The organism is Hyphomicrobium sp. CS1BSMeth3 (assembly GCF_900117415.1).
Lineage (GTDB): Bacteria > Pseudomonadota > Alphaproteobacteria > Rhizobiales > Hyphomicrobiaceae.
Genome location: NZ_FPEI01000006.1, coordinates 1,995,258 through 2,017,156 on the forward strand (window position 1 = coordinate 1,995,258; position 21,899 = coordinate 2,017,156).

General features: G+C 64.5%; 21 protein-coding genes. 3 read left to right on the forward strand and 18 right to left on the reverse strand.

Annotation, left to right across the window (positions count from 1 at the left end):
• Window positions 1-2: 2 nt before the first annotated feature.
• Window positions 3-1,439, reverse strand: a complete 1,437-nt coding sequence (locus tag CS1BSM3_RS24310; protein ID WP_072392094.1) for a cytochrome ubiquinol oxidase subunit I — start codon at window positions 1,437-1,439, stop codon at window positions 3-5.
• A 346-nt stretch (window positions 1,440-1,785) separates the two neighbouring features.
• Here CS1BSM3_RS24310 and CS1BSM3_RS24315 point away from each other — a divergent pair, with 346 nt between their 5' ends.
• The 3 genes from CS1BSM3_RS24315 (at window position 1,786) to CS1BSM3_RS24325 (ending at window position 6,162) form a co-directional block, all read left to right on the forward strand.
• Window positions 1,786-2,760 (forward strand): TAXI family TRAP transporter solute-binding subunit, encoded by a 975-nt coding sequence (locus CS1BSM3_RS24315; protein WP_072392096.1) that lies wholly within the window; start codon window positions 1,786-1,788, stop codon window positions 2,758-2,760.
• Window positions 2,761-2,847: 87 nt separating this feature from the next.
• Window positions 2,848-5,421: a TRAP transporter permease gene (locus CS1BSM3_RS24320; RefSeq protein ID WP_083528860.1), complete on the forward strand. Its 2,574-nt coding sequence runs from the start codon at window positions 2,848-2,850 to the stop codon at window positions 5,419-5,421.
• A gap of 96 nt (window positions 5,422-5,517) precedes the next feature.
• Window positions 5,518-6,162, forward strand: coding sequence for a glutathione S-transferase family protein (locus CS1BSM3_RS24325; protein ID WP_072392099.1), 645 nt, complete (start codon window positions 5,518-5,520; stop codon window positions 6,160-6,162).
• An 8-nt stretch (window positions 6,163-6,170) separates the two neighbouring features.
• Here CS1BSM3_RS24325 and ureG read toward each other — a convergent pair whose 3' ends face one another.
• The 17 genes from ureG to CS1BSM3_RS24410 form a co-directional block, all read right to left on the reverse strand.
• Window positions 6,171-6,794, reverse strand: a complete 624-nt coding sequence (gene ureG / locus CS1BSM3_RS24330; RefSeq protein WP_072392102.1) for an urease accessory protein UreG — start codon at window positions 6,792-6,794, stop codon at window positions 6,171-6,173.
• Window positions 6,791-7,474, reverse strand: coding sequence for an urease accessory protein UreF (locus tag CS1BSM3_RS24335; RefSeq protein WP_244540601.1), 684 nt, complete (start codon window positions 7,472-7,474; stop codon window positions 6,791-6,793). The genes ureG and CS1BSM3_RS24335 overlap by 4 nt, the downstream gene beginning before the upstream one ends.
• Before the next feature lie 100 nt (window positions 7,475-7,574).
• Window positions 7,575-8,186: an urease accessory protein UreE gene (locus CS1BSM3_RS24340; protein ID WP_072392105.1), complete on the reverse strand. Its 612-nt coding sequence runs from the start codon at window positions 8,184-8,186 to the stop codon at window positions 7,575-7,577.
• Between the two features lie 12 nt (window positions 8,187-8,198).
• Complete coding sequence (gene ureC / locus CS1BSM3_RS24345) at window positions 8,199-9,914, reverse strand: urease subunit alpha (RefSeq protein ID WP_072392108.1); 1,716 nt, start codon at window positions 9,912-9,914, stop codon at window positions 8,199-8,201.
• A 50-nt stretch (window positions 9,915-9,964) separates the two neighbouring features.
• Window positions 9,965-10,276, reverse strand: coding sequence for an urease subunit beta (locus CS1BSM3_RS24350; RefSeq protein WP_072392111.1), 312 nt, complete (start codon window positions 10,274-10,276; stop codon window positions 9,965-9,967).
• Window positions 10,277-10,286: 10 nt separating this feature from the next.
• Entirely contained in the window at window positions 10,287-10,874 is a 588-nt protein-coding gene (locus CS1BSM3_RS24355; protein WP_072392114.1) for a HupE/UreJ family protein, read from the reverse strand.
• Window positions 10,875-10,902: 28 nt separating this feature from the next.
• Window positions 10,903-11,205 carry an urease subunit gamma gene (locus tag CS1BSM3_RS24360; protein WP_072392117.1) on the reverse strand — a complete coding sequence of 101 codons (303 nt, stop codon included), beginning with the start codon at window positions 11,203-11,205 and terminating at the stop codon, window positions 10,903-10,905.
• Between the two features lie 31 nt (window positions 11,206-11,236).
• The gene (locus CS1BSM3_RS24365; RefSeq protein ID WP_072392120.1) at window positions 11,237-12,085 is read right to left on the reverse strand and encodes an urease accessory protein UreD; all 849 of its coding nucleotides are present in this window, start codon (window positions 12,083-12,085) and stop codon (window positions 11,237-11,239) included.
• A 134-nt stretch (window positions 12,086-12,219) separates the two neighbouring features.
• Window positions 12,220-12,843 carry a DsbA family protein gene (locus CS1BSM3_RS24370; protein ID WP_072392123.1) on the reverse strand — a complete coding sequence of 208 codons (624 nt, stop codon included), beginning with the start codon at window positions 12,841-12,843 and terminating at the stop codon, window positions 12,220-12,222.
• Entirely contained in the window at window positions 12,840-14,432 is a 1,593-nt protein-coding gene (locus tag CS1BSM3_RS24375) for an AMP-binding protein (protein ID WP_072392126.1), read from the reverse strand. The genes CS1BSM3_RS24370 and CS1BSM3_RS24375 overlap by 4 nt, the downstream gene beginning before the upstream one ends.
• Window positions 14,433-14,462: 30 nt before the next feature.
• Window positions 14,463-15,824 carry an MmgE/PrpD family protein gene (locus CS1BSM3_RS24380; RefSeq protein ID WP_072392129.1) on the reverse strand — a complete coding sequence of 454 codons (1,362 nt, stop codon included), beginning with the start codon at window positions 15,822-15,824 and terminating at the stop codon, window positions 14,463-14,465.
• 49 nt (window positions 15,825-15,873) lie between these two features.
• The gene (locus CS1BSM3_RS24385; RefSeq protein WP_072392132.1) at window positions 15,874-16,590 is read right to left on the reverse strand and encodes an ABC transporter ATP-binding protein; all 717 of its coding nucleotides are present in this window, start codon (window positions 16,588-16,590) and stop codon (window positions 15,874-15,876) included.
• Window positions 16,587-17,342, reverse strand: a complete 756-nt coding sequence (locus CS1BSM3_RS24390; protein WP_072392135.1) for an ABC transporter ATP-binding protein — start codon at window positions 17,340-17,342, stop codon at window positions 16,587-16,589. The genes CS1BSM3_RS24385 and CS1BSM3_RS24390 overlap by 4 nt, the downstream gene beginning before the upstream one ends.
• A gap of 4 nt (window positions 17,343-17,346) precedes the next feature.
• Window positions 17,347-18,327 carry a branched-chain amino acid ABC transporter permease gene (locus tag CS1BSM3_RS24395; RefSeq protein ID WP_210188827.1) on the reverse strand — a complete coding sequence of 327 codons (981 nt, stop codon included), beginning with the start codon at window positions 18,325-18,327 and terminating at the stop codon, window positions 17,347-17,349.
• Window positions 18,328-18,331: 4 nt separating this feature from the next.
• Window positions 18,332-19,231, reverse strand: a complete 900-nt coding sequence (locus CS1BSM3_RS24400; protein WP_072392138.1) for a branched-chain amino acid ABC transporter permease — start codon at window positions 19,229-19,231, stop codon at window positions 18,332-18,334.
• Window positions 19,232-19,322: 91 nt separating this feature from the next.
• Window positions 19,323-20,582, reverse strand: a complete 1,260-nt coding sequence (locus CS1BSM3_RS24405; protein WP_072392141.1) for an ABC transporter substrate-binding protein — start codon at window positions 20,580-20,582, stop codon at window positions 19,323-19,325.
• Between the two features lie 108 nt (window positions 20,583-20,690).
• Window positions 20,691-21,779, reverse strand: a complete 1,089-nt coding sequence (locus tag CS1BSM3_RS24410; protein WP_072392144.1) for a TetR/AcrR family transcriptional regulator — start codon at window positions 21,777-21,779, stop codon at window positions 20,691-20,693.
• Between the last annotated feature and the right edge of the window lie 120 nt (window positions 21,780-21,899).

Here is a 21,899-nt window from a genome sequence, read left to right on the forward strand (position 1 = left end):
CGTCACTCCTTTGGTGTGCCGAGCGAAAAGCCGGGTCCGCTGCCGCGTGGGCGCCCAGTCGCCTCGCGGGCAGCCTCTTCGGCCGCGGAGAGTGGCCGGTTCGGCAGGCCTTCGGGGACCTCCGACACCTCGCCCTTCGGACCCGCGTTGATGAGACGATTGATGTAGTAGATGCCCATCGAGAAGACGATGCCATAGATGAAGACGAACAGCGCCAGCGTGCCGGCAACGCTGGCACCCGGCACTGGCGATGTGGCATCGGCCGTCCGCATGAGGCCCTGCACGACCCAGGGCTGACGGCCCTGCTCGGTCACGAACCATCCCGCCAGGATGGCGATGAAGCCGAGGGACCACATCTGCGATACCGACCGAAGGAACAAGCGGCTCTCGAACAGACGTCCGCGTAACCAAAGAAACGCGCCCCAGAGACCGACCGCGATGAGCAGCATGCCGATGCCGACCATGATGCGGAAGGCGAAGAAGACGTTGGCAACGGGCGGCCAGTCCTTCTCGGGGAAGCTCGTGAGACCGGGATATTTGCCCTCCCACGTATGCGTCAGGATCACCGACCCGGCATTCGGAATGGCAATCTCGTAGTGGTTCTTGCGCGCCTTCTCGTCGGGGACGCCAAAGAGCACGAGCGCGCCAGCCTTCGAGCCATCCCAGTGGCCCTCCATGGCCGCGACCTTCGCCGGCTGATGCTTCAGCGTATTGAGCCCGTGCATGTCTCCGATGACGAGTTGCAGCGGCGCCGTGACGAAGATCATCCCGACGGCCATGCGCAGCATGGTGCGGCTTTCCTCGGGATGGCGGCCCGCACGCAGATAGCGGGCACCGACCGCCAGCACCACGACCGCCGTCGTGAGGTACGCCGCATTGAGCATGTGGGCGAAGCGATACGGGAAGCTCGGATTGAAGATGATCTCCCACCAGCTCACGGGGAACGCGATCCCGTTGCGGATCTCGTGACCGGCCGGTGTCTGCATCCAGCTATTGGCGGCAAGGATCCAGAAGGCGCTGATCGCAGTCCCGATGGCGACGAGGACGGCCGAGAGCGTGATGAGCCAGGGCGGGAAGCGGTTCCAGCCGAACAGCAGAATGCCGAGGAAGGTGGCCTCCAAATAGAAGGCCGTCAGCACCTCGTAGCCGATGAGCGGCCCGATGACGTTGCCGGTGAACTCCGAGAAGCGGCTCCAGTTCGTACCGAACTGGTAGCTCAGCACGATGCCGGAGACGACACCCATGGCAAAGGACACGGCAAAGATCTTGGTCCAGAAGCGGGCGAGGCGATGGAACTTCTCCTCTCCCGACCGCATCCACAGCATCAGCAGAACGGCGATGAATGCCGACAGGCCGATCGTGAACGCGGGAAAAATGATGTGAAACGATATGGTGAACGCGAATTGTATGCGCGCCAGCAGTACGGGATCGAGTTCCATCGCGACCTCCGTCGAACTTAGATTTCTCAGACTATACCCTACACGATCCTTATTCTGAATAACTGCGGCTTATGAACGCCGGCCAGTGCCCGCGTAAAATCGCGCAAAAAGCCGCTAATGCCGCCACGGCGCGCCAAAAAAGAGGCAGCGGGAAGAACAGAATTGCGTCTACCCTGCTAACGATGGCATTGACGACACCCCGTGTGATCGCAGCATGATAGGGGCGCGAGCACCGCCGATGCGCGCTCGTTGAGGGAGGTCGTGGAGCGGCAGCAAGTGGCGCTCGATGCAGACTCGATCCGCACGAACCAAACAGCCAGCAGCCCACCAGCATGGAGAGCGTGAAATGAGAGGTTTTGAACGCGTGGCAATTGCTGCGAGCGTCGCCGCATTGCTGGGCACGGCGACCGCCGCCTCGGCGCAGCAGAAGTTCGTCACGATCGGTACGGGTGGCGTCACGGGCGTCTATTACGCCGCGGGCGGTGCCATCTGCCGCCTTCTGAACAAGGACCGTAAGCAGCACGGCATCCGCTGCTCGGTGGAGTCGACCGGCGGCTCGGCCTTCAACGTGAACACGATCAAGGCCGGCGAGCTCGACTTCGGCATGGCCCAGTCGGACGTGCATTTCAATTCGCTCAAGGGTGTCGGCAGCTTCAAGGACGCGGGCCCCTATGGCGACCTGCGCGCCGTCTTCTCGGTCCATCCTGAGCCTTTCACGGTACTGGCCCGCAAGGAAGCCAACGTGAAGTCGTTCGACGACTTCAAGGGCAAGCGCTTCAACGTCGGCAATCCCGGCTCGGGCACGCGTGCTTCGATGGAAGAGCTGCTGGTGGCCATGGGCTGGAAGCTCTCGGACTTCTCTCTCGCCTCGGAGCTCAAGGCCGACGAGCACGGGCCCGCGCTCTGCGACGCCAAGATCGACGGTTTCTACTATGCCGTCGGACATCCCTCAGCGAACATCCAGGATCCGACCACGACCTGCGGCGCCCAGCTCGTCTCGCTGAAGGGTGCTGCGATCGACAAACTGCTCGCCGAAAAGCCGTACTACGCCAAGGCCACGATTCCGGGCGGCATGTACGCGAGCAACCCCCAGCCGACGGAGACCTACGGCGTCATGGCGACGCTCGTGTCCTCGGCCAAGGTGCCTGACGAGACCGTCTACCAGCTCGTCAAAGCGACCTTCGACAACTTCGACGAGTTCAAGAAGCTGCATCCTGCCTTCGCCAACCTCGATCCGGCGAAGATGGTCAAGGACGGCCTCTCGGCACCGCTGCATCCGGGTGCTGCGAAGTACTACAAGGAAAAGGGCTGGCTGAAGTAATCACCGCCCGCGTGAAGATCCGGCAGGGCGCCGTCAGCAGCGCCCTGCCGATGCTTGTTTCAGGGCACGGAGCCCGTGGGGGGTGTCATGACGGACAAGACGGCTGCCACGGCCGAGCTTTCGCCTGAGCTCGAGCAACTCGTCGCCGAGGCCGATACCGGCGGACGCAAGCCGATCGGGCTCGCAGCCCAGATCCTCCTCTGGATTGCGGTCTCCTGGTCGCTGTTCCAGCTCTGGTACGCCTCGCCGCTGCCGTTCGTGTTCGGCATCGGCGTCCTCAACGACACCGAAGCGCGCGCCATCCACCTCGCCTTCGCGCTCTTCCTCGCCTACACGGCGTATCCGGCCTTCAAGTCTTCGTCGCGCGTACACATTCCACTCATCGACTGGGTGCTCGCGCTCGCAGGCGCCTTTGCCGGCGCCTATCTCTTCCTCTTCTACAATCAGCTCGCGCTCCGCCCCGGCCAGCCCACGCTCATGGACCTCGTGACGGCGGGGAGCGGCATTCTGCTGCTGCTCGAGGCGACGCGTCGCTCGCTCGGCCTGCCCATGGTGGGCGTCGCAGCGGTCTTCATGCTTTTCACGTTCGCGGGCCCGTACATGCCCGAGGCGTTGCAGCACAAGGGCGCGTCTCTGCAGCGCTTCCTCACGCATCAATGGCTGGTGACGGAGGGCGTGTTCGGCATCGCGCTCGGCGTCTCGACGAGCTTCGTGTTCCTTTTCGTTCTGTTCGGCACGCTGCTCGACAAGGCCGGCGCCGGCAACTGGCTGATGCAGCTCTCGATCGCGCTCCTTGGCCATCTGCGCGGCGGTCCGGCAAAAGTTGCCGTCGTCTCCTCGGCCCTCAACGGCGTGGTCTCAGGCTCGTCGGTATCGAACGTGGTCTCGGGCGGCATCTTCACCATCCCGCTCATGAAGCGCACCGGCCTATCGGGCGTGAAGGCCGGCGCGATCGAGGCCTCATCATCGATCAACGGTCAGATCATGCCGCCGGTCATGGGAGCGGCGGCCTTCCTGATGGTCGAGTACGTCGGCATCCCCTACTCGGAGATCATCAAGCACGCCGCGCTGCCCGCGATCGCCTCGTACATCTCGCTCTTCTACATCGTGCATCTTGAGGCAGTGAAGATCGGCACGGCGCCGATCCCGCGTGAGCGCATGGAAGCCAAGACCAGATTGCTCCGCACTGGTCTCGGCCTCTCCGGCACGATCGCCATCCTATGCCTGCTGTACTACGGCGTGCAGGGCATCCAGCTCGCCTTTGGGAGCGCCGCACCGACCATTCTCACTCTCGTGGCGGCAGCCGTTTATGTCGCCAGCGTCTGGTTCTCCTCGCGATACGAGGATCTCTCGCTCGACGATCCGAATGCGCCCATCATCTCGCTTCCGCGCGCCTGGGACGTGGTGCGCACGGGTCTGGACTTCATCATTCCCTTGGTGGTGCTGCTCTGGTGCCTGACCGTCGATCAGCTTTCGCCCGGCCTCTCCGCCTTCTGGGGAACGCTCACGGTCATCGGCATTGTCGCAACGAGAAAGCCGCTGCTGGCCCTCTTTCGGAACCAATCGATCCCAAATGCCATCGCTACGGGCTGGGACGACCTGGTAGATGGCCTCGCGCTCGGCGCGCGCAACATGATCGGCATCGCTGTCGCGACGGCTACGGCCGGCATTGTCGTCGGCACCGTGACGCTGACCGGCCTCGGGCTGATGATGACGGAGTTCGTCGAGTTCCTCTCGGGCGGCAATGTCATCATCATGCTGCTTCTCATCGCGATGATCTCCCTCGTGCTCGGCATGGGCATCCCGACGACGGCAAACTACATCCTCGTCGCGACGCTCATGGCACCGGTTGTCATCGAGCTCGGTGCACAAGCGGGCCTCGCCATCCCGCTCATCGCCGTGCACCTTTTCGTCTTCTACTTCGGCATCATGGCGGACATCACACCGCCGGTCGGCCTCGCGGCCTTTGCCGCAGCAGCCATCTCGCGCGAGGATCCGATCGCGACAGGCTTTCAGGGCGCGCTCTACTCGCTGCGTACGGCCATCCTGCCCTTCGTGTTCATCTTCAATCCCGCGCTGCTTCTGATCGGCATCGATTCAGTACCGCATCTCATCGGCGTGGTGGTGATCTCGCTGATCGCGATATTGCTGTTTGCCGCCGCGACCATGAACTGGTTCATCACGAAGAGCCGTCTCTGGGAGTCGGCGATCCTCCTGCTCGCCTGCTTTACGCTGTTCCGACCCGACTGGTGGCTCGACCAGTTCTATCCGAAGTATCGCGAGCTACCCGCGCGCGAGTTGCTCGCTCAGGTCGAGCGCGCGCCCTCGGACACGCGAATTACGCTGGTCGTCGAAGGCCTGAACATCGAGGGCGAGACGGTGCGAAAAACCGTCAGCGTGCCTCTCGGTGATCCGAAGGAACCGCGCTTGCGCCTGCGCGCCGCCGGTCTCGGAGTTGCGGGCGCAGGCAACAAGGTCACGATCACAAACGTCGCCTTCGGCTCCTATGCGAAGCGGCTCGGGCTCGAGGCCGGCTACGAGGTCGTCTCCGTGCTGGAGCCTGCGCAACGGCCTTCCCAGATCTGGCCCATCGGTGGTGGCCTGATTGCCGTAGGGCTGATCGCGCTGCTGCAATGGCGCCGGAGGCCCGCGCCCGCCTAGCAACATTTTCTTGTGTTGGATGTCGGATCGGAGCGATGTCAAACGTCCTTGAGGCAGGCCCATTAATCCTGGTTCTGCCGGCAGGAGCTCAAAGCCATGTCTCTGACACTCTACGCGCATCCGCTTTCGTCGTACTGCCAGAAGGTACTGATCGCGCTCTACGAGCACGACGTGCCATTCGAGCTCAAGCTGCTCTCGCCGGAAAAGCCGGAGAATGAAGCGGAGTTCGCGAAGCTCTGGCCGCTGAAGCTGATGCCGATCCTGGTCGATGGCGAGCGCGTGCTGCGCGAGTCGAGCATCATCATCGAGTACATCGACCTGCACTACGCCAAGGGACCTCGGCTCATTCCGCAGGACCCGAAGGCGGCGCTGGACGTGCGCTTCTTCGATCGCGTGTTCGACAACTTCGTGATGACGCCACAGCAGAAGGTCGTCTTCGACTACCTGCGTCCCGAAGGAACGAAAGACATCTACGGCGTCACTCAGGCCCGCGAGAAGCTCGATAACGCCTATGCCTGGCTCGAGAGCGTGCTCCCTGATAGCTGGGCCGTTGGAGGTCAGTTCTCGCTGGCCGATTGCGCGGCATCGCCCTCCGTCTTCTATGCGAGCAAGACGCAGGCATTCGGGGATCGCTTTCCGCGCCTGGAAGCTTATCTGGCCCGGCTCGAGGCCCGGCCTACGATTGCTCGCGTACGCGAGGAAGCGCGGCCCTACTGGAAATTCTTCCCGTTCGCCGACTAGGCGCCTGCTCATGCCGCCGCTGAGAGGCCACCCATCCGCTCGATGAAACGAGCGATGTCGTCCACGCCGGTGCCGGCGCGGATGTTCGTGAAGACGTAAGGCTTCTCGCCGCGCATCCGTTTGGTGTCGCTCTCCATGATGGAGAGATCGGCGCCGACGTGCGGGGCGAGGTCGGTCTTGTTGATCACCAAGAGATCGGAGCGCGTGATACCCGGGCCGCCCTTGCGCGGGATCTTCTCACCTTGCGCGACGTCGATGACGTAGATCGTCAAATCGGCAAGCTCCGGGGAGAAGGTCGCCGCCAGGTTGTCGCCGCCCGACTCGATCAGGATGACATCGAGGTTCGGGAACTTGCGCCGCATGGTGTCGATGGCGGAGAGGTTGATCGAGCAATCCTCGCGGATGGCCGTATGCGGGCAGCCACCGGTCTCCACACCCATGATGCGCTCGAGCGGCAAGGCCTGCATGCGCATGAGGATCTCGGCATCTTCCTTGGTGTAGATGTCGTTGGTGATGGCGCAGATGTCGTAGCGCTCGCGCAGTGCGCGGCAGAGCGCAGCCGTCAGTGTCGTCTTGCCGGAGCCCACGGGGCCTCCGATCCCGACGCGGAGCGGTCCATGTGATGAGCTCATGAGCGGAACAGCCTCGTGTATTGCGTTTCGTGCGCGAGCGACGCGATGTCCGAGCGGTACACCGCCCCCCCGAGATCGTCCAATGTGGACCGCTCGGCTGAGGTTGCACAAGCTGCGAGGTCGGGGAGCAGTGCGGCTATCGTGCGCTGCGCGTCCGTCTGGCCGACGGCAGAAAGGCGGATGGCGGCGGATGTGAGGTTCGAGACGGCCGCGAGCCCGAAGGCATTGAGCGTCTCGGCAAGCGGCAGGCCATGCGCGGCCGTGGTAGCGCCGACCGCGACGGGGTAAGCCACATCGGGCGAAAGCGCGTGCGCGACGTCCTTCAAGCTGCCGTCACTCCAGGCCGCGCGGACCGTCTCCAGGAAAGCATTGCCTTGCGTGACCGTCTCGAGGTGGCGCTCGGCTGAGGGTTGCAAGGCCAGCGCCAAGGCATTGATCTCGGCGACGCGCAGCCAATCACCGCGCGCGGTCGCGCGCCAGGTCTCGGCGAGCAAGATCATGTCATTGCGGATTGCGCCGTGCGCGACGAGATCGCGCAGCCATTCCGTCAGTGTCGCGAGATCGCGCACCCAGCCGCGCTCGACCGCCCACTCGAGGCCGTGGCTGTAGGCGAACGCACCGACGGGAAATGCCGGCGAGAGCCACGCCATGAGGCGCGGATCGAATCCTTTGGAAGTCACTGCGGCCAACTTTGCATCGGTGCAAGAGATCGTCTCGTCCGGCGAACTGCTGTCCGCCGTGGGCTGCGAAAGCGACGACTGCACGCGATCGGTCACGACGTCATGGCTCGCGCTTATCGGGACGGAAGGTGCCTTGCACGACAGTGAGCTTCACATCGCGCTTCTGCGGGCGCTCGCTATCGCTGGCGTGATCATGGCTGTGCCCGTGATCGTGCGTGTGATCGTGGTGCCCGCCGCCGTGATGGTGATGATGGCCTGAGTGGAGCGGCCCCTTGCCGCCATAAGCGCCACCTTCGGGCTCGAAGGGCCGGCGCACGCGATGCACGTGCGCGCCGAGCTGCTCGACGAGTTCGGCCAGTACGTGGTCCGGCTGGATGTAGATGGCGCCGCGCGTGATCTCGGCGGGCGTGTGGCGATTGCCGAGGTGCCAGGCGATCGTCGCGAGCGCCAGCGCGTCGTGCGCGTGGATCTCGAGCAGGTCCTCAGCCGCAGCTTTGACGAGCACGGCGCCACCTTCGACAGCGAGGCCATCGCCATCGGCGAGATAGGTCGCCTCGGGCAGATCGAGGAGCAGCTCGCGGCCACCGTCCGTCGTCAACAGCACGCGGCGCCGGTAGCGCGACTGGCGGTCGAGCGTGATGGTGTCGACGATGGGCCGGCCGGCCAGCTTGTCGGCCTTCAAAGCCGCAGACGCGCGGAGGCTGTCCGTCATCACTCCGATGCCTTAGAAGAGGAAATATCGCTGCGCCATTGGTAGCACTTTTGCCGGCTCGCAGACCAGCAGCTCGCCATCGGCGCGGACCTCGTAGGTCTCCGCATCGATGGTGATATCCGGCGTGGCGTCGTTGTGGATCATGCTCTTCTTGGAGATGCCACCGCGCACGTTCTTCACCGCAACCACGTCCTTGGCGAGCCCAAGCCGCTTGCCCACATCCTTCTGAACGGCGGCCGCTGAGGCGAAGATGAGCGACGAGCGCGTGCGCGCGCCGCCGAAAGCACCGAACATGGGGCGATAGTGCACGGGCTGCGGCGTCGGGATCGAGGCGTTGGGATCGCCCATGGGCGCCGCCGCGATGACACCGCCCTTGATGACGAAGTCGGGCTTCACGCCGAAGAAGGCCGGCGACCAGATCACAAGATCCGCAAGCTTGCCGGGCTCGACCGAGCCGATGTAGTCCGAGACGCCGTGCGCGATCGCGGGGTTGATCGTGTACTTGGCGACATAGCGCTTGGCGCGGAAATTGTCGTTGCCTTTGCCCTGGTCCTCGGGCAGCGCGCCGCGCTGCAGCTTCATTTTGTGCGCCGTCTGCCAGGTGCGGATGATGACCTCGCCGATGCGGCCCATGGCCTGACTGTCGGAGGACATCATGGAGAGCGCGCCGAGATCATGCAGGATGTCCTCGGCTGCGATCGTCTCCTTGCGAATGCGGCTCTCAGCGAATGCGAGATCCTCCGGGATGGACGGCGAGAGATGGTGGCACACCATGAGCATGTCGAGGTGCTCATCGAGCGTGTTCACGGTGAAGGGTCGCGTCGGATTGGTCGATGAGGGGAGCACGTTCTTGAGACCGGCGACCTTCATGATGTCGGGCGCATGGCCACCGCCGGCACCTTCCGTGTGGAAGGCATGGATCGTGCGGCCCTTGAAAGCCGCGATCGTGTCCTCGACGTAGCCGGATTCGTTCAGCGTGTCGGTGTGGATCATGACTTGTATGTCGTGATCGTCCGCGACGGAGAGCGCGCAATCGATGGCCGCAGGCGTCGTGCCCCAATCCTCGTGCAGCTTGAGCGCGCAGGCGCCGACCTTGATCATCTCCTCCAGCGCGCCGGGCAAGGAGGCATTGCCCTTGCCGGCAAAACCGAGGTTCATCGGGAAGGCATCGGACGCGCGCAGCATCATCTCGATGTGCCACGGCCCGGGCGTGCAGGTCGTCGCCAGCGTGCCGTGCGCGGGCCCTGTGCCGCCGCCGAGCATAGAGGTGAGGCCCGACATGAGCGCATCCTCGATCTGCTGCGGGCAGATGAAGTGAATGTGCGTGTCGAAACCGCCAGCCGTCAGGATCTTGCCCTCGCCCGCAATGATCTCGGTGCCCGGGCCGATGATGATGTCGACGCCCGGCTGGATGTCGGGATTGCCGGCCTTGCCGATCTTGAGGATGCGGCCGCCTTTGATCGCGACATCCGCTTTGACGATCCCCCAGTGGTCGAGGATCAACGCGTTCGTGATGACGGTGTCTGCGGCGCCGGCGGCGTTCGTCACCTGCGACTGGCCCATGCCGTCGCGGATGACCTTGCCGCCACCGAACTTCACCTCGTCGCCGTAGGTCGTGAAATCCTTCTCAACCTCGATGATCAGGTCCGTATCGGCGAGGCGCACCTTGTCGCCGGTCGTCGGGCCGAACATCTGCGCGTAGGCGGCACGGGACATCCTGGCGGGCATCGGCAGTACCTTTTGATTGAACGTGCGATCGGACTGGTCTCGCGCGGCCTTTATGGGTCGAGCTTGCCCATGACCTCCTGGCGAAAGCCATAGACGACGCGCGCCCCTGACAGGGGGATCAAGCGCACGTCGCGCGTCTGGCCGGGCTCGAAGCGAACGGCGGTCCCGGCCGGGATGTCGAGGCGTGTGCCGCGCGCAGCTTCGCGATCGAAGCTCAGCGCCGGATTGGCCTCGAAGAAGTGATAGTGGCTGCCAACCTGGATGGGCCGCGCACCGGTATTCGACACCGCAAGCGTCTTGACGGGCCGGCCGGCGTTCAGCTCGATCTCGCCATCGGGTGTGAAGATCTCACCTGGGATCATGTGGCACCTTTCAGCGAACCATCAGGACAACGCCGAGCACAGCCGTTGCGGCGCCGATCGCTTGTGCGGGCCGGCGGGTCGCGAGGCGCGCAATGGCAAGGCCGATCGCAATGCCCGCCACATGCAGGAGCGCCGTCGAGGTCGCAAATCCGGCGGCATAGCCGTACCAACCGGTCGCGGGCGCCTCGGCGCCATGCGCGTGGCCATGGAAGAGCGCGAACGCACCGACGAGGATGGCCCCCATCGCAACGGGCGCTTGCAGACCGAGGGCGACGGCAAGACCGAGCACGACAACCGAGAGCGCAATGGCCGGCTCGACGGCCGGGAGCGCGATGCCCGCATGGCCAATGAACCCGCCGACCAGCATCATGAGCACGAAGGCGACCGGCCAGACCCAGATGCGCTTGCCGCCCGCGAGCGCCGCCCAGATGCCGACCGCCACCATGGCAGCGAGATGATCGAGGCCACCGAGCGGATGAAGTGCGCCGTCAATGAGCGAGAAGCCTGTCTCGAGGCCGGTATGCGCTAAAGCAGGGCCGGCCACCGCGAACGGAGCGCAGGCAGCAAGAACAATCGGAACAAGGCGTGCGAATTTCATTGATCGGAGGTTCCCCTGGGCTGCCGGTCTATCGAATGGGATTGTGGACGGTGACGAGTTTGGTGCCGTCCGGGAAGGTGGCTTCGACCTGCACGTCGTGAATCATCTCCGCGATCCCTTCCATGACCTGATCGCGACGCAGCACCTTGGCGCCGGCTTCCATCAGCTCCGAGACGCTGCGGCCGTCGCGCGCGCCCTCGACGACGAAATCGGTGATGAGGGCGATCGCTTCCGGGTGGTTGAGCTTCACGCCCCGCTCGAGACGGCGGCGCGCGACATTGGCTGCCATGGCGATCAGCAGCTTGTCCTTCTCGCGCGGTGTCAGGTTCATGCGATCGGCGCCCCCTTCCTCGTGAGGTTGCTCACGTCATCCAGACACGCGGCATGGCGCGGCCCGAGAGCACCTCAGTTACACTGATGATGTCACGTCGCACGTCCTCAGGCGTGCCTAGAAATCGGGCAGTCAGCAAGCCGTTCCATGCGCTCGCGCCGCACTGGGAGCGCGCGGCCGCAAGCGCCGCGCGAACTGGCGCGAGCCGATCCTCTATTTCCGGCGCAAGGGCAACGACGAGTCCTGTGCTGCGCGCGCCCGCAGCGACCGCGGACCGGGCCAGCAGCTCAGCAATCGGCCCCTCGAGCCGGACGGATTCGGCGAAGACAAGGGCGCCGCCGCACCGTATTCGCCAGTCATCGCGCAACTCGCCGACCCCAGGCACCTCGCCATGCGCGACGCGACCAAAGACGACCATCTCGGCCATGAGCAGCCGCGCGTCCGCCGCCATATCGATCTCGAAGCGCCGGTGGAGGCGCGCGCTCGAATATAGGATCGTCTCCTGCGGCAACCAATCGAGGCGGGCGGCGGGCCCGAGGCTCAGGCTGACATCGATTTTGGCAGGTGGCCCCATGGATCTATAGATGCGCTCGGCTGTCGGCGATGACTGCACGGCATCCGCGCCCGCGCCCACGTCGAGCGCAATCTCCAGGCTATCGCCCCCTGCGACCCCTCCACCGGTATTGATCTGGCTCGCCTCGATGTGCGCCGCGTGCGTTGTCGGAAAGCGCAGGCGATAGCCGCCGTACTCCGTCAGCGTGTCGATACGCGTTGCGCCATCCGCAAAAACATAGCGCGCCTTGAGGCCACCGGTCGCACGGATGGGCTCGAGCGCGCGGGCGGTCGCGCGGCGGTCCGTTGCCGGCAGATCATGCGCCAAATTTGAACGCTCCGGTCCGACTTTCGAGATTCACTGTTCGAGGCACCCGATATGCGCTCATAGAGTTCACTGAACGCGAGGAAAAAGCAAATCGCCTGCGGCTTCGGCGAAGTCAGGTGCCAGAGGTGCGCTGCCTATCCGGCGCGCAGCTTCTCAATGATGTGGGGAATGTGCTCGCGACCCCAGTAGAGATCGCCGTCCTCGAGCAGGAAGCTCGTGACGCCGAAGACACCCGCAGCCTCGGCTTCGGTCTGAACCTGAGCAAGGAGCCTACGGCCTTCGCCCTCGGCATAAGCAGGAAAGTCCGAAGCATCGGCGCCGCATTCGGCGAGCAGTGCTGCCAGCACGGACACGTTTTCGATGTCGAGCTCGCGCTTCCAGAAGCGCTCGAACACGCGATCGTGGTAGCAGCGGAACAGGCCGCGCTCCTTGGCGTAGAGCATCCCGATATTGGCGAGCGAGGAGTCCCAGATCTTCTGCGTGCCGCGGATGGTCAATCCACGCCGGTTCGCCTCGCGGCGGCAGTCCATGTAGCTGTATTTCACGCGCCGCCACTGATGCGCATTGCGGCTTTCCTCGGCGACGCCTCCACCCGCATCGAGCTTGGCGCTGCCGAGATAAGCCGGGATGTCGAGCGTGTAAGGGAGCCAGTCAACGTGGACGCCAGTCTCGCGCTCGAGATCATAGACGAGATCCTTCGCGAGATAGGCATAAGGGCTCTTGTAGTCCGAGTAGACTTTGATGGTCTGTTGGCTCATGTCGTGCGCCTTCCACTCGCTGCACGCTCGAAGACCTCGCCCTGGCCCTCGCCGGCGCGCAGCAGGTACTTCTGGATTTTCTGGCTTGGCGTCTTGGGCATCTCGCGCCGAAACTCGATATAGCGCGGCACCCAGAAGCGCGGCATGTGCTCATCGCAGAAAGCCCAGAGCTCGTCCGCCGTCGCCTGCGCCCCCTCGCGGAGAACGACGACCGCCTGGACCTCGTCCTCGCCGAGTTCGGAGGGCGCCGCGATGACGGCGCATTCGAGGATAGCCGGGTGGCGATTGAGTGTCGCCTCGACCTCCGATGACGAGATGTTCTCGCCGCGGCGGCGGATTGAATCCTTCTTGCGATCGACGAAGTAGTAGTAGCCGTCGGCGTCCGCGCGCGCGTTGTCGCCCGTGTGGAACCAGAAGTTCCGGTAGGCTTCGAGGGTCGCCTCGGGACTGTTGTAGTAGGCCGAGAGCATGGCATAGGGCCGCCTGGGGCGAACCAGGATCTCGCCCACCTCGCCGACGGGCACTGGCTCATCGCGCGCGTTGGCGATCATGACGTCGAACGTCGCCGTGTTCGGCTTGCCGCAGGAGTCCTTGCGGCGCTCACCGCCCGGTGGCGTCACCGTGACGATGCCTGTTTCAGTGGCGCCGTACACCTCGACGATCTTGCAGTTGAAGCGGCGCTCGAACTCGTCATTGACCTTGGCGAAATAGAAGCGGCGCGCCGGCTGGTCGGCATCATCGGGACGCGGCGGCTGCTTCAGCAGGATCGGCACCATGGAGAAAATGCCGTGCGCGACGTCAGCCTTGTACTTGCGCACGTCGTCCCAGAAGCCCGAGGCCGAGAAGCGCGGCACGATGGCAATGCGTCCGCTGTTGATGATCGCGGGGACGACGCCGAGCCAGGAAGCCACGGCGTGGAACAGCGGCATGCAGGTGTAGATCGACTGGCCCGCAGCGTAGTCGGTCGACATGATCCAGTCGCGCGCGAAGGTAATGACATGCGCGTGGCTTGCGAGCACACCTTTCGACGGCCCGGTGGTGCCGGACGTAAAGCTGATCGCGAGCGGATCCGAAGGTGCGATCTCGATACCGGGATCGCGATCGGGTGCACTCATGACATCGGCGAGCGTCGAGATCGCCACGCCAGTTCCGAGCGAGCGCGGCGCGCCGGGTATCGGCGCCGTGAGAATGACGTGACGGAGCCGCGGCAGATCCGTAGCAACAGCCTCCAGCCGCTCGAGGAACGCCGGATCGATGACGATATGCGACACGTCCGCCTTGCCGAGCTGATAGCGGAGGATGTCGCCCTTGTAGTCGGTATTGATCGGGACATAGACCGCGCCCGTGCGCGCGGCCCCGAGCCAGGCATCGATGAAGCCTGGGCCATTCATGGCCATGATCGCGATCTTGCTGTCCTTGGCGGCGCCGAGCGACACAAGACCATTGGCGGTGCGGTTGGCGCGCGCATCGGCCTCGGTGTAGGTCTGCGTGCCGTCCGGGAACTCAAGGAACGTGCGCGCGCCGTGACGCTCTGCGGCGGCGCGCAACAGCCCTCCGAGGGTAAAGGCCTCGCACTTGACGTCGGACATTCCACGTAACTCCTGAGCGGCCGCTGCGCCTCAGGCGGCCTTGCGCCGCGGCTCGAGCAGACGGAAGGCGCCGAGCACATCCTCGATCGTGCCATCGGGCAGGCGATCGACGAACCGCTCCAGCATATCGAAAGCCTGCGATGGTACGCCCTGCTCGACACCGATCCGGCGCACGAGGCTCGAAACGCCGGCCCGATCGTAGTTGTAGTCTTCGGTCGTCATGCGCTGGTCGCGCACGAGGCGGCGGCCGTCCTCGGTCTCGACCTCGATGATGGCACTCAGGATCGGCACGCCCGCATCGGCAACGAGGGCGATACGCCCGACGAGGCCGTTCACGGCCGGATCGTCGTACGTCGTCATGCGCTTCATGTCCGGGATGCCGTGCAGCAGCGTCGAAGCAATGCAGAAGGGGATGCTCATCAGCGTGCCGGAGATGGTGCTGAAGGGGCCGGCAGCATCCATGCCCGCATAGCCGCACTCGTAGGGGTTCATGCGCACTTTGACGGACTCGATCTTGGCGGCGCCGAGCTCCTTGCGCAGCTCCAGCGCGCCCATCACGGGCGTCTGGTTGAAGGCGCAGACCGGGAAGGGCTTGAAGGTCACGCGATGGATGAACCACTCCTTGCCGAGCGATCCCGCGAGCGCAGCGACATCCGGCTCCGTGCGGCCGAACGCACGCACGAGACCGGCCTTGCCTTCGAGTGCGTGAGGCGCCGAGACCGAGCCGGCACGCGCCAGCTCCGCAGCGGCGAGACCGTTCCGCCCGATGAGGCCCGGCTGGTAGCGCCATTCGTCCGTGCCGTCGACGAAGGACTGCAACACGCCACCCGTGAAGGACACGGCATTGCCGAGGGCTGCCGCCGTGCGCTCGGCATCGAGGCGCAGGAGGCGGCTCGTGGCCGCCGCGGCCGCGACGACACCGTATGTGGCTGTCGAGCGGAAACCGCCGGGCGTCGTGTTGATGGCAAAGGCCTTCTCGAGGAGGCCACCGGCTTCGTAGCCGGCGACGAGCGCGGGGATCATCTCGGAGAGCGAGGCGCGGCGCGTCTCGATCATCGCAGTGAGCAGCGGCACGAGAATGGTGCCGAAATGCGCGGCGCCCGAAGAATCCTCCTGGGCACGGCCGTGGAACAGCGCAGCATTGGCGAGGCAGGCGCCGCCGACTGTCGTGCGACGTCCATCCGCGAGCATGGTCGCGCCGTTCGGCACCTCACCATCGAGGGCCAGAGCTGCCGTGCGCGCGACGGGTGCATAGGGCGTATCGTGGCAGTCGAGGCCCATGCCATAGGCATTGAGCAGACAGGCCCGCGCCTTTTCGACCACCTCGGGCGGCATGGTCTTGGCGTCGAGCGCAGACGTGAAGCGGGCAATATGCGTGGCCAGCGTCGTCATGGCATCCTCCTCGCTGGTGGGCTCTCTTTCGGGCCCTGGCGCCGCGCCGTCACATGGCGAGATAGCGCCGCCGGACCTCCTCGTTGGCCTTGAGGCCGGAAATGGTATCGCGATAGACGATCGCGCCTTTGTCGATCACCACCGCATCATCCGCGACGCCGAGGCAGAAGTGCATATTCTGCTCGGCAATCAGCGTCGTCGCGCCCGTCTTGCGCAGCGTCTTCAGCAGCTCGCCAATACGCGCGACGACGATGGGCGCAAGCCCCTCGCTCGGCTCGTCGAGCAGCAGCACGACCGGATTACCCATCAGCGTGCGCGCAATGGCAAGCATCTGCTGCTCGCCGCCAGAGAGCCGACCGCCCATACGATAACGCAGCGGCTCTAGTAGGGGGAAAACTTCGAATACGCGCTTCAATGACCACTCGTCCTGGCCATTGGGGCCCTTCTTGGCGCCGATCTCGAGGTTTTCCTCGACAGTATGCTCGGGGAAGATCTGGCGATCCTCGGGTACGAAGCCGATACCAGTGCGCGCGATGACATGGGGCGGGCGACCGGCCACATTCGTGCCGGCAACCTCGACCGTGCCGCGACGCGGTGGCGCGACGCCGGCAATGGCCTTCATAGTCGCGCTCTTGCCGGCGCCATTGCGGCCGAGGAGCGCGAGCGTCTGCCCTTGCTTCAGCTCCAGCCCGACATCGAAGAGGATCTGGCTCTTGCCGTAAAAGACATCGAGACCTGCGACGCGGACGATCGGCGACGTACTCATACTGCCGCCTCCTCGTGGCTCGTGCCGAGGTAAGCCTCGATCACCGCGGGATTGGTGCGGATCTGGTCGGGCGTGCCCTCGGCGAGCAGGCGTCCGTAGCAGAGGACGGAGATCTTCGGCGCAATCTTGAAGACGATGTCCATGTCGTGCTCGATGAAGATCAGCGTGAGCTTCTCGCACTCCCAGAGTTCATGCACGCGCTCGATCATGCGCCAGCGCTCGTCGGGCCCCATGCCGGCCGTCGGCTCGTCGAGCAGGAGGACTTTGGGGTCGAGCACGAGCGCGAGCGCGATGTCGAGGAGTTTCTGATCGCCGTGCGAGAGATTGGCCGAGGTCACACCGAGCTTCTCGGTGAGGCCCAGCATGTCGGCGACCTCAAGCATACGATCACGCATCTCGGGCAGCGGAAAGCGATGGGTGATATTCTGGGCGCGGCGGCGATGGGCAGTAACGGCGCCGAGCAGGCTCTCCTCCACCGTGAGCGTCGGGAAGATGCGCGCGACCTGGAAGGCGCGGCCGATACCGGCATCGATGATCTGCGCCCGCGAGCGGCCGACGAGGTTCGTGCCGTTGAAGGTCACTGATCCCGCATCCGGCGTGAGGCCGCCGCTGATGAGATTGAAGAACGTGCTCTTTCCGGCGCCGTTCGGACCGATGATCGCCGTGAGCGAGCCCGTCGGGAAGTCGATGTTGACGTCGGAGATGGCAGCAACGCCGCCGAAGGATTTGAACAGACCTTTGACTTCGAGCATGGCGTCAGCTCCCGCTCCTGCTGCTGGCCTCGCGGCGCAGGCGGAACCAATCCGCGACGAAGTCCGTCACGCCCTTGCGCAGCCCCAGCGCGAACAGAAGAATGACGGCGCCGAGGAACAGGCCGTGATGCTCGGTGCCGCGCGTGATCACGTCATTCAGCAGCGACAAGATCAGCGCGCCGGCCGCCGGACCGACGAACGTCGAAAGTCCGCCGAGCATGATCATGAAGATGCCCTCGCCCGACATCGTCCAGTTCACGAACTCCGGGTAGGCGCCCGAGACGAAGAGCGCCATGACCATGCCGCCGATCGCGCCGAACACGCCGGCAATCACGAAGGCCGTGAGCTTGGCACGGAAGACATTGATGCCGAGGAAGGTGGCGCGCTCGCTATTGTCGCGGATCATGCGGAGCGTGTAGCCGAATGGCGACTCGACGATCTGGCGCAGGATCAGAAGACCTATGACCATGATCGTGACGGCGAAGGCGTAGCGGTGCGCTTCAATGGATAGATCGATACCCAGGAACGGCGGACGCGGGATGCCGCCCATGAGACCTTGATCGCCACCCGTCAGCGGAACCCACGCGATCACGGTGCTGTAGAGCAGCATCTGGAAGGCGAGCGTGATAAAGGAGAAGTAGATGTCCTTCAGCCGGATGCTGATGGCGCCGACGACGAGGCCGAGCAGGGCACTCGAGACGACAGTGATGAGGAAGGCCATAGGGATCGAAACGCCGAGCCTCTGCATGGAAAGGCCGAAGGCGTAGGCGCCGAAGCCGAAGAACATGCCATGGCCGAACGAGACCATGCCCGTATAGCCGACGAGCAGATTGAGCGACGTCGCGAACAGCGCGAAGGCCGAGACGCGGATGATGAGATCGTTGACCATCTTGCTCGGCCACACGTAGGGCAGCAGAAGCAGGATGATCAGAGCGACGGCCGCGATCGCGACATCGCGGACGAGATTGGGACGCGTAGCCATCATGATCTCAACCCTCCTTGCCGAGCAGGCCGCTCGGCTTGAGGATGAGGATGATGGCCATCAGCAGGAACATCAGGCCCTCGACGAACAGGGGGAAGCCGATCGAGCCAAAGGAGCGCACGAGGCCGATCATGATGGAGCCGAGCAGCGCGCCGGCGATGGAGCCCATGCCGCCGATGACGGTGACGATGAAGGACTCAATGAGGATCGAGAAGCCCATGCCCGCCGTCAAGGATCGCACCGGTGCCGCAAGGCCGCCCGCAAGACCCGCGAGCATACCGCCGAGAACGAACACGCCGCTGTAGACGAGCCCAGTATTGATGCCCAGCGCCGACACCATGCTTGGATTGACTGCCGCGGCGCGCACAACCGTGCCGAACTTCGTGCGGGTGATGATCAGCCAGAGCACGAGCGAGAGGATGAGCGTGACGATGATGAGGAAGAGATAGAAGACAGGCACGATGCCGCCGGCAATGAAGAGCGGCGGCTTCTGAAAGACGGTGGCCATGCCCATGGACTTGAATTCGGGCCCCCAGATGATCTTCACGGCATCGTCGAGAATCAGGATGAAGGCGTAGCAGACGAGGAGCTGCATGAGCACGTTCGAGCCGTACACCTTGCTCATGAAGAAGCGCTCGAACACCAGCGCGAACAGCCCGACGCCAGCCGCTGCGGCCAGAACTGCCAGGAAGTAGCTGTCGGTCAGCCCGTTGACGGTGAGCGCGAGGTACGCGCCGAGCATGTAGAACGAGCCGTGCGTGAAGTTGACGACCTTGAGCACGCCGAAGATGAGGGTGAGCCCGGCTGCCACGAGAAACAGCAGCATCCCGATGATGAGGCCGCTCGTCGTCTGGGTGACAAGGCAGGAGGCGGACGTCAGGCAATCCGTGAGGGCGGCGAGATTCAAGCGTCACCTCGGATGGTGGACTGATCTAAATCGCTCGCAGGGCCAAGGTGATTGCCTCGGCCCTGCGAAGGTAACTCGGATCGAACGCAGCTCAGGTGTAGTTGTTGCGCTTCTTCCACTCGGCCTCGAGCTGGAGGATCGTATCCCAGGTCGCACCTTTGACCTCGGGAACATACGGCTCCTGCGGGATCGTCGTGCCCCAGCCGATGGCATAGCCGATCACGGTCTGATCGTCGGCACGCATGGTGACGGTGCCGTCGGTGCCGAACGGGCAATCGATCTTCAGACCGCGCATGGCCTCGGCGATCTTCTTGCCATCTGCGGAGTTCGCCTTCTTCGCGGCTTCGGCAATGAAGTTGATGCCGACCCAGTTCTCCCACGACCAGTTCGTCGGATACTCCTTGAAGCGCGCGCGATAGGCGTCACCCCACTCGGCATTCGCCTTCGTGGCCGGGTACGTCTTGATGTACCGCGTGGCGGAGTGGATGCCCTTGGGAAGGTTTTTGACGGCCGTCAGGGCCGTGTAGTCCGCCATGTTGATCGCGAACACTTCCATCTGCGAGAAGAGCGCATAGATGTTCGCCTGATCGACCCACGAGGTCAGGTCGCCGCCCCAGAGCGCCGAGTAGAGCGCCTGCGGCTTGCTCTGAAGCACGCGGGTGATGACCTCGGTATAGTCCGGCTGGAAGAGCTTGGGCCAGGCTTCGGTCGTCACCTCGGCCTGCGGATAGAAGTGCTTGAGGTACTCGACGAAGAGCTGCGTGTTGTCGCGACCGTAGGCATAGTCCGGCGAGCACGTGCCCCAGCGATTGAGCTTCTTGGCCTTGGCGATCTCGGCCGCATAAGCGCCGCTCGCGACGGCATCGTGGATGCCCTGACGGCACGAGCGGAACGCGAGCGGAATGCGGATCTTCGGATCGGCCGTGAGCGAGGACGTCTCCGAGTTGGTGTGCATCACGAGCACGCCGAGGTCCTTCGCCACTTCCTGCACGGCGAACGAGCCGGATGACGCCTCGGCATCGAGCAAGATCTCGCAGCCATCGCTGTTCACGAGCTCGCGGGATACGCGCGCGGCTTCCTGCGGCTGGCCCTTCGAGTCGCGAATGACCATCTCGATCTGACGACCGGCGAGACCTCCCGCCGCGTTGATCTTCTCGACTTCCATCTGCACGGCATTGCGCGACGACGTGCCGAGCTGCGCAACGCGGCCCGAGAGGATCGTCGGCATACCAATGCGGACGACCTTGCTCTGTGCCGCGACGATATTGGGCGCGAAAATTGTTGCTGCAGCTCCGGCTGCCGCGCCCTTCAGGACGGTGCGGCGGTCGAGATCGACACGCTTGCGGGCCATGGGTGTTCCTCCTGCATAATTTGTCAAACCGCTTGACCGGACGGGACGGTCTTGTTGTTGGCCTGAGTGTGCTTCAGGCGGCAGATAAACGTCAAGATGATTCCCGAGTCACGATTCATCTTCCATTGTCGCGCGACGCTCGGCCTCGTAGACGCACTGGGCCGTGGCAACCGGCCGCGCGCTCCCGTTCGCGGCACGGACTTCTACGCTCACATGGATGGCGCCTCCGCTCCCCTGCGCCCGCGCTATGGCCGTGAGATCCTCGTCACCGGCGGCATTCGGAAAGGCCGTCGACAGGCTCAGAAGACGCGGTGGGGTTGCGGAAATTTCGGAGGCCGCGGCCGTCGCGGCAGCCTCGATGAGCTTCAACAGAATGCCCCGGCGGATGGCACCGTCCGCACCAAGGCACGCGTCCGTCACCTCGAGATCGATGCGCGTCTCGCCCGGCTCTGCCGGCTCGAGCCGGAAATGGGCGGCGTCGCCGATGACGGCGCTCTCCGCAGATGGTGTGCTGCGGCGGGCGCGGCGCGGACGGTCCGTCGTCCCGCCGTACACCATGCCGCCGGTCATCAGCTTCATGTAGGCGCGGTCGACCCACGCGGGCAGGCGGCGCGAGCGGCCATCGCGGAACAGATAGCGGTAGCTGAGATAGTTGCGCGCCGCGAGCATGGTGTAGATGATCACTTCGAGCTCGCGCCGCTCGAAGCCGGGCAGCTCCCCCTTGGCGTGGCTGCGCGAGAGCGCGCGCATGTAGCCCTCGGCCATGTTCCGCATGTGATCGTGATAGGCCTTCGGCGCGAAAGTCTCGGCCTCATTCAAGATGCGGTAGAAGGCGGGCCGCTCCGCGAGAAAATCAAAGAAGGCGCGAAAACCGATCTCCTCCCGCGCGAAGCTCCCTTCCTCCTGCGCTGTACGCGCACGGATGAAGCCGAGGAGCTCGGTGCCGAGCTCGGGCAAGAGGTGGTCGAACAGGTCCTGCTGCGAGGCGAAATAGTTGTAGAACGTGCCTTGCGCGATCTTGGCGCGGGCCGTGATCTTGGCGACCGAGGCGTTGGCGTAACCCTCGGCCCCCACGACCTCCGCCGCGGCATCGATCAACTTGCGGCGCGTCTCTATTGCACGGTCGGCACGACGCCTGCGGCCGGGCGCTGCCTCGCCGTTCGCATCAGACCCCTCAGGCGTCTTCTTCTCGAGCATCGCCGACCTCGTTGCCTCGAAGACTAGCGCGCCAGCGCGTCGCCCGTCAACAAATACGAATCATGGCTCATCATTCATTCTTCTTGACACCACGAACCTTCCCTGCCGAGAATAGCCGAG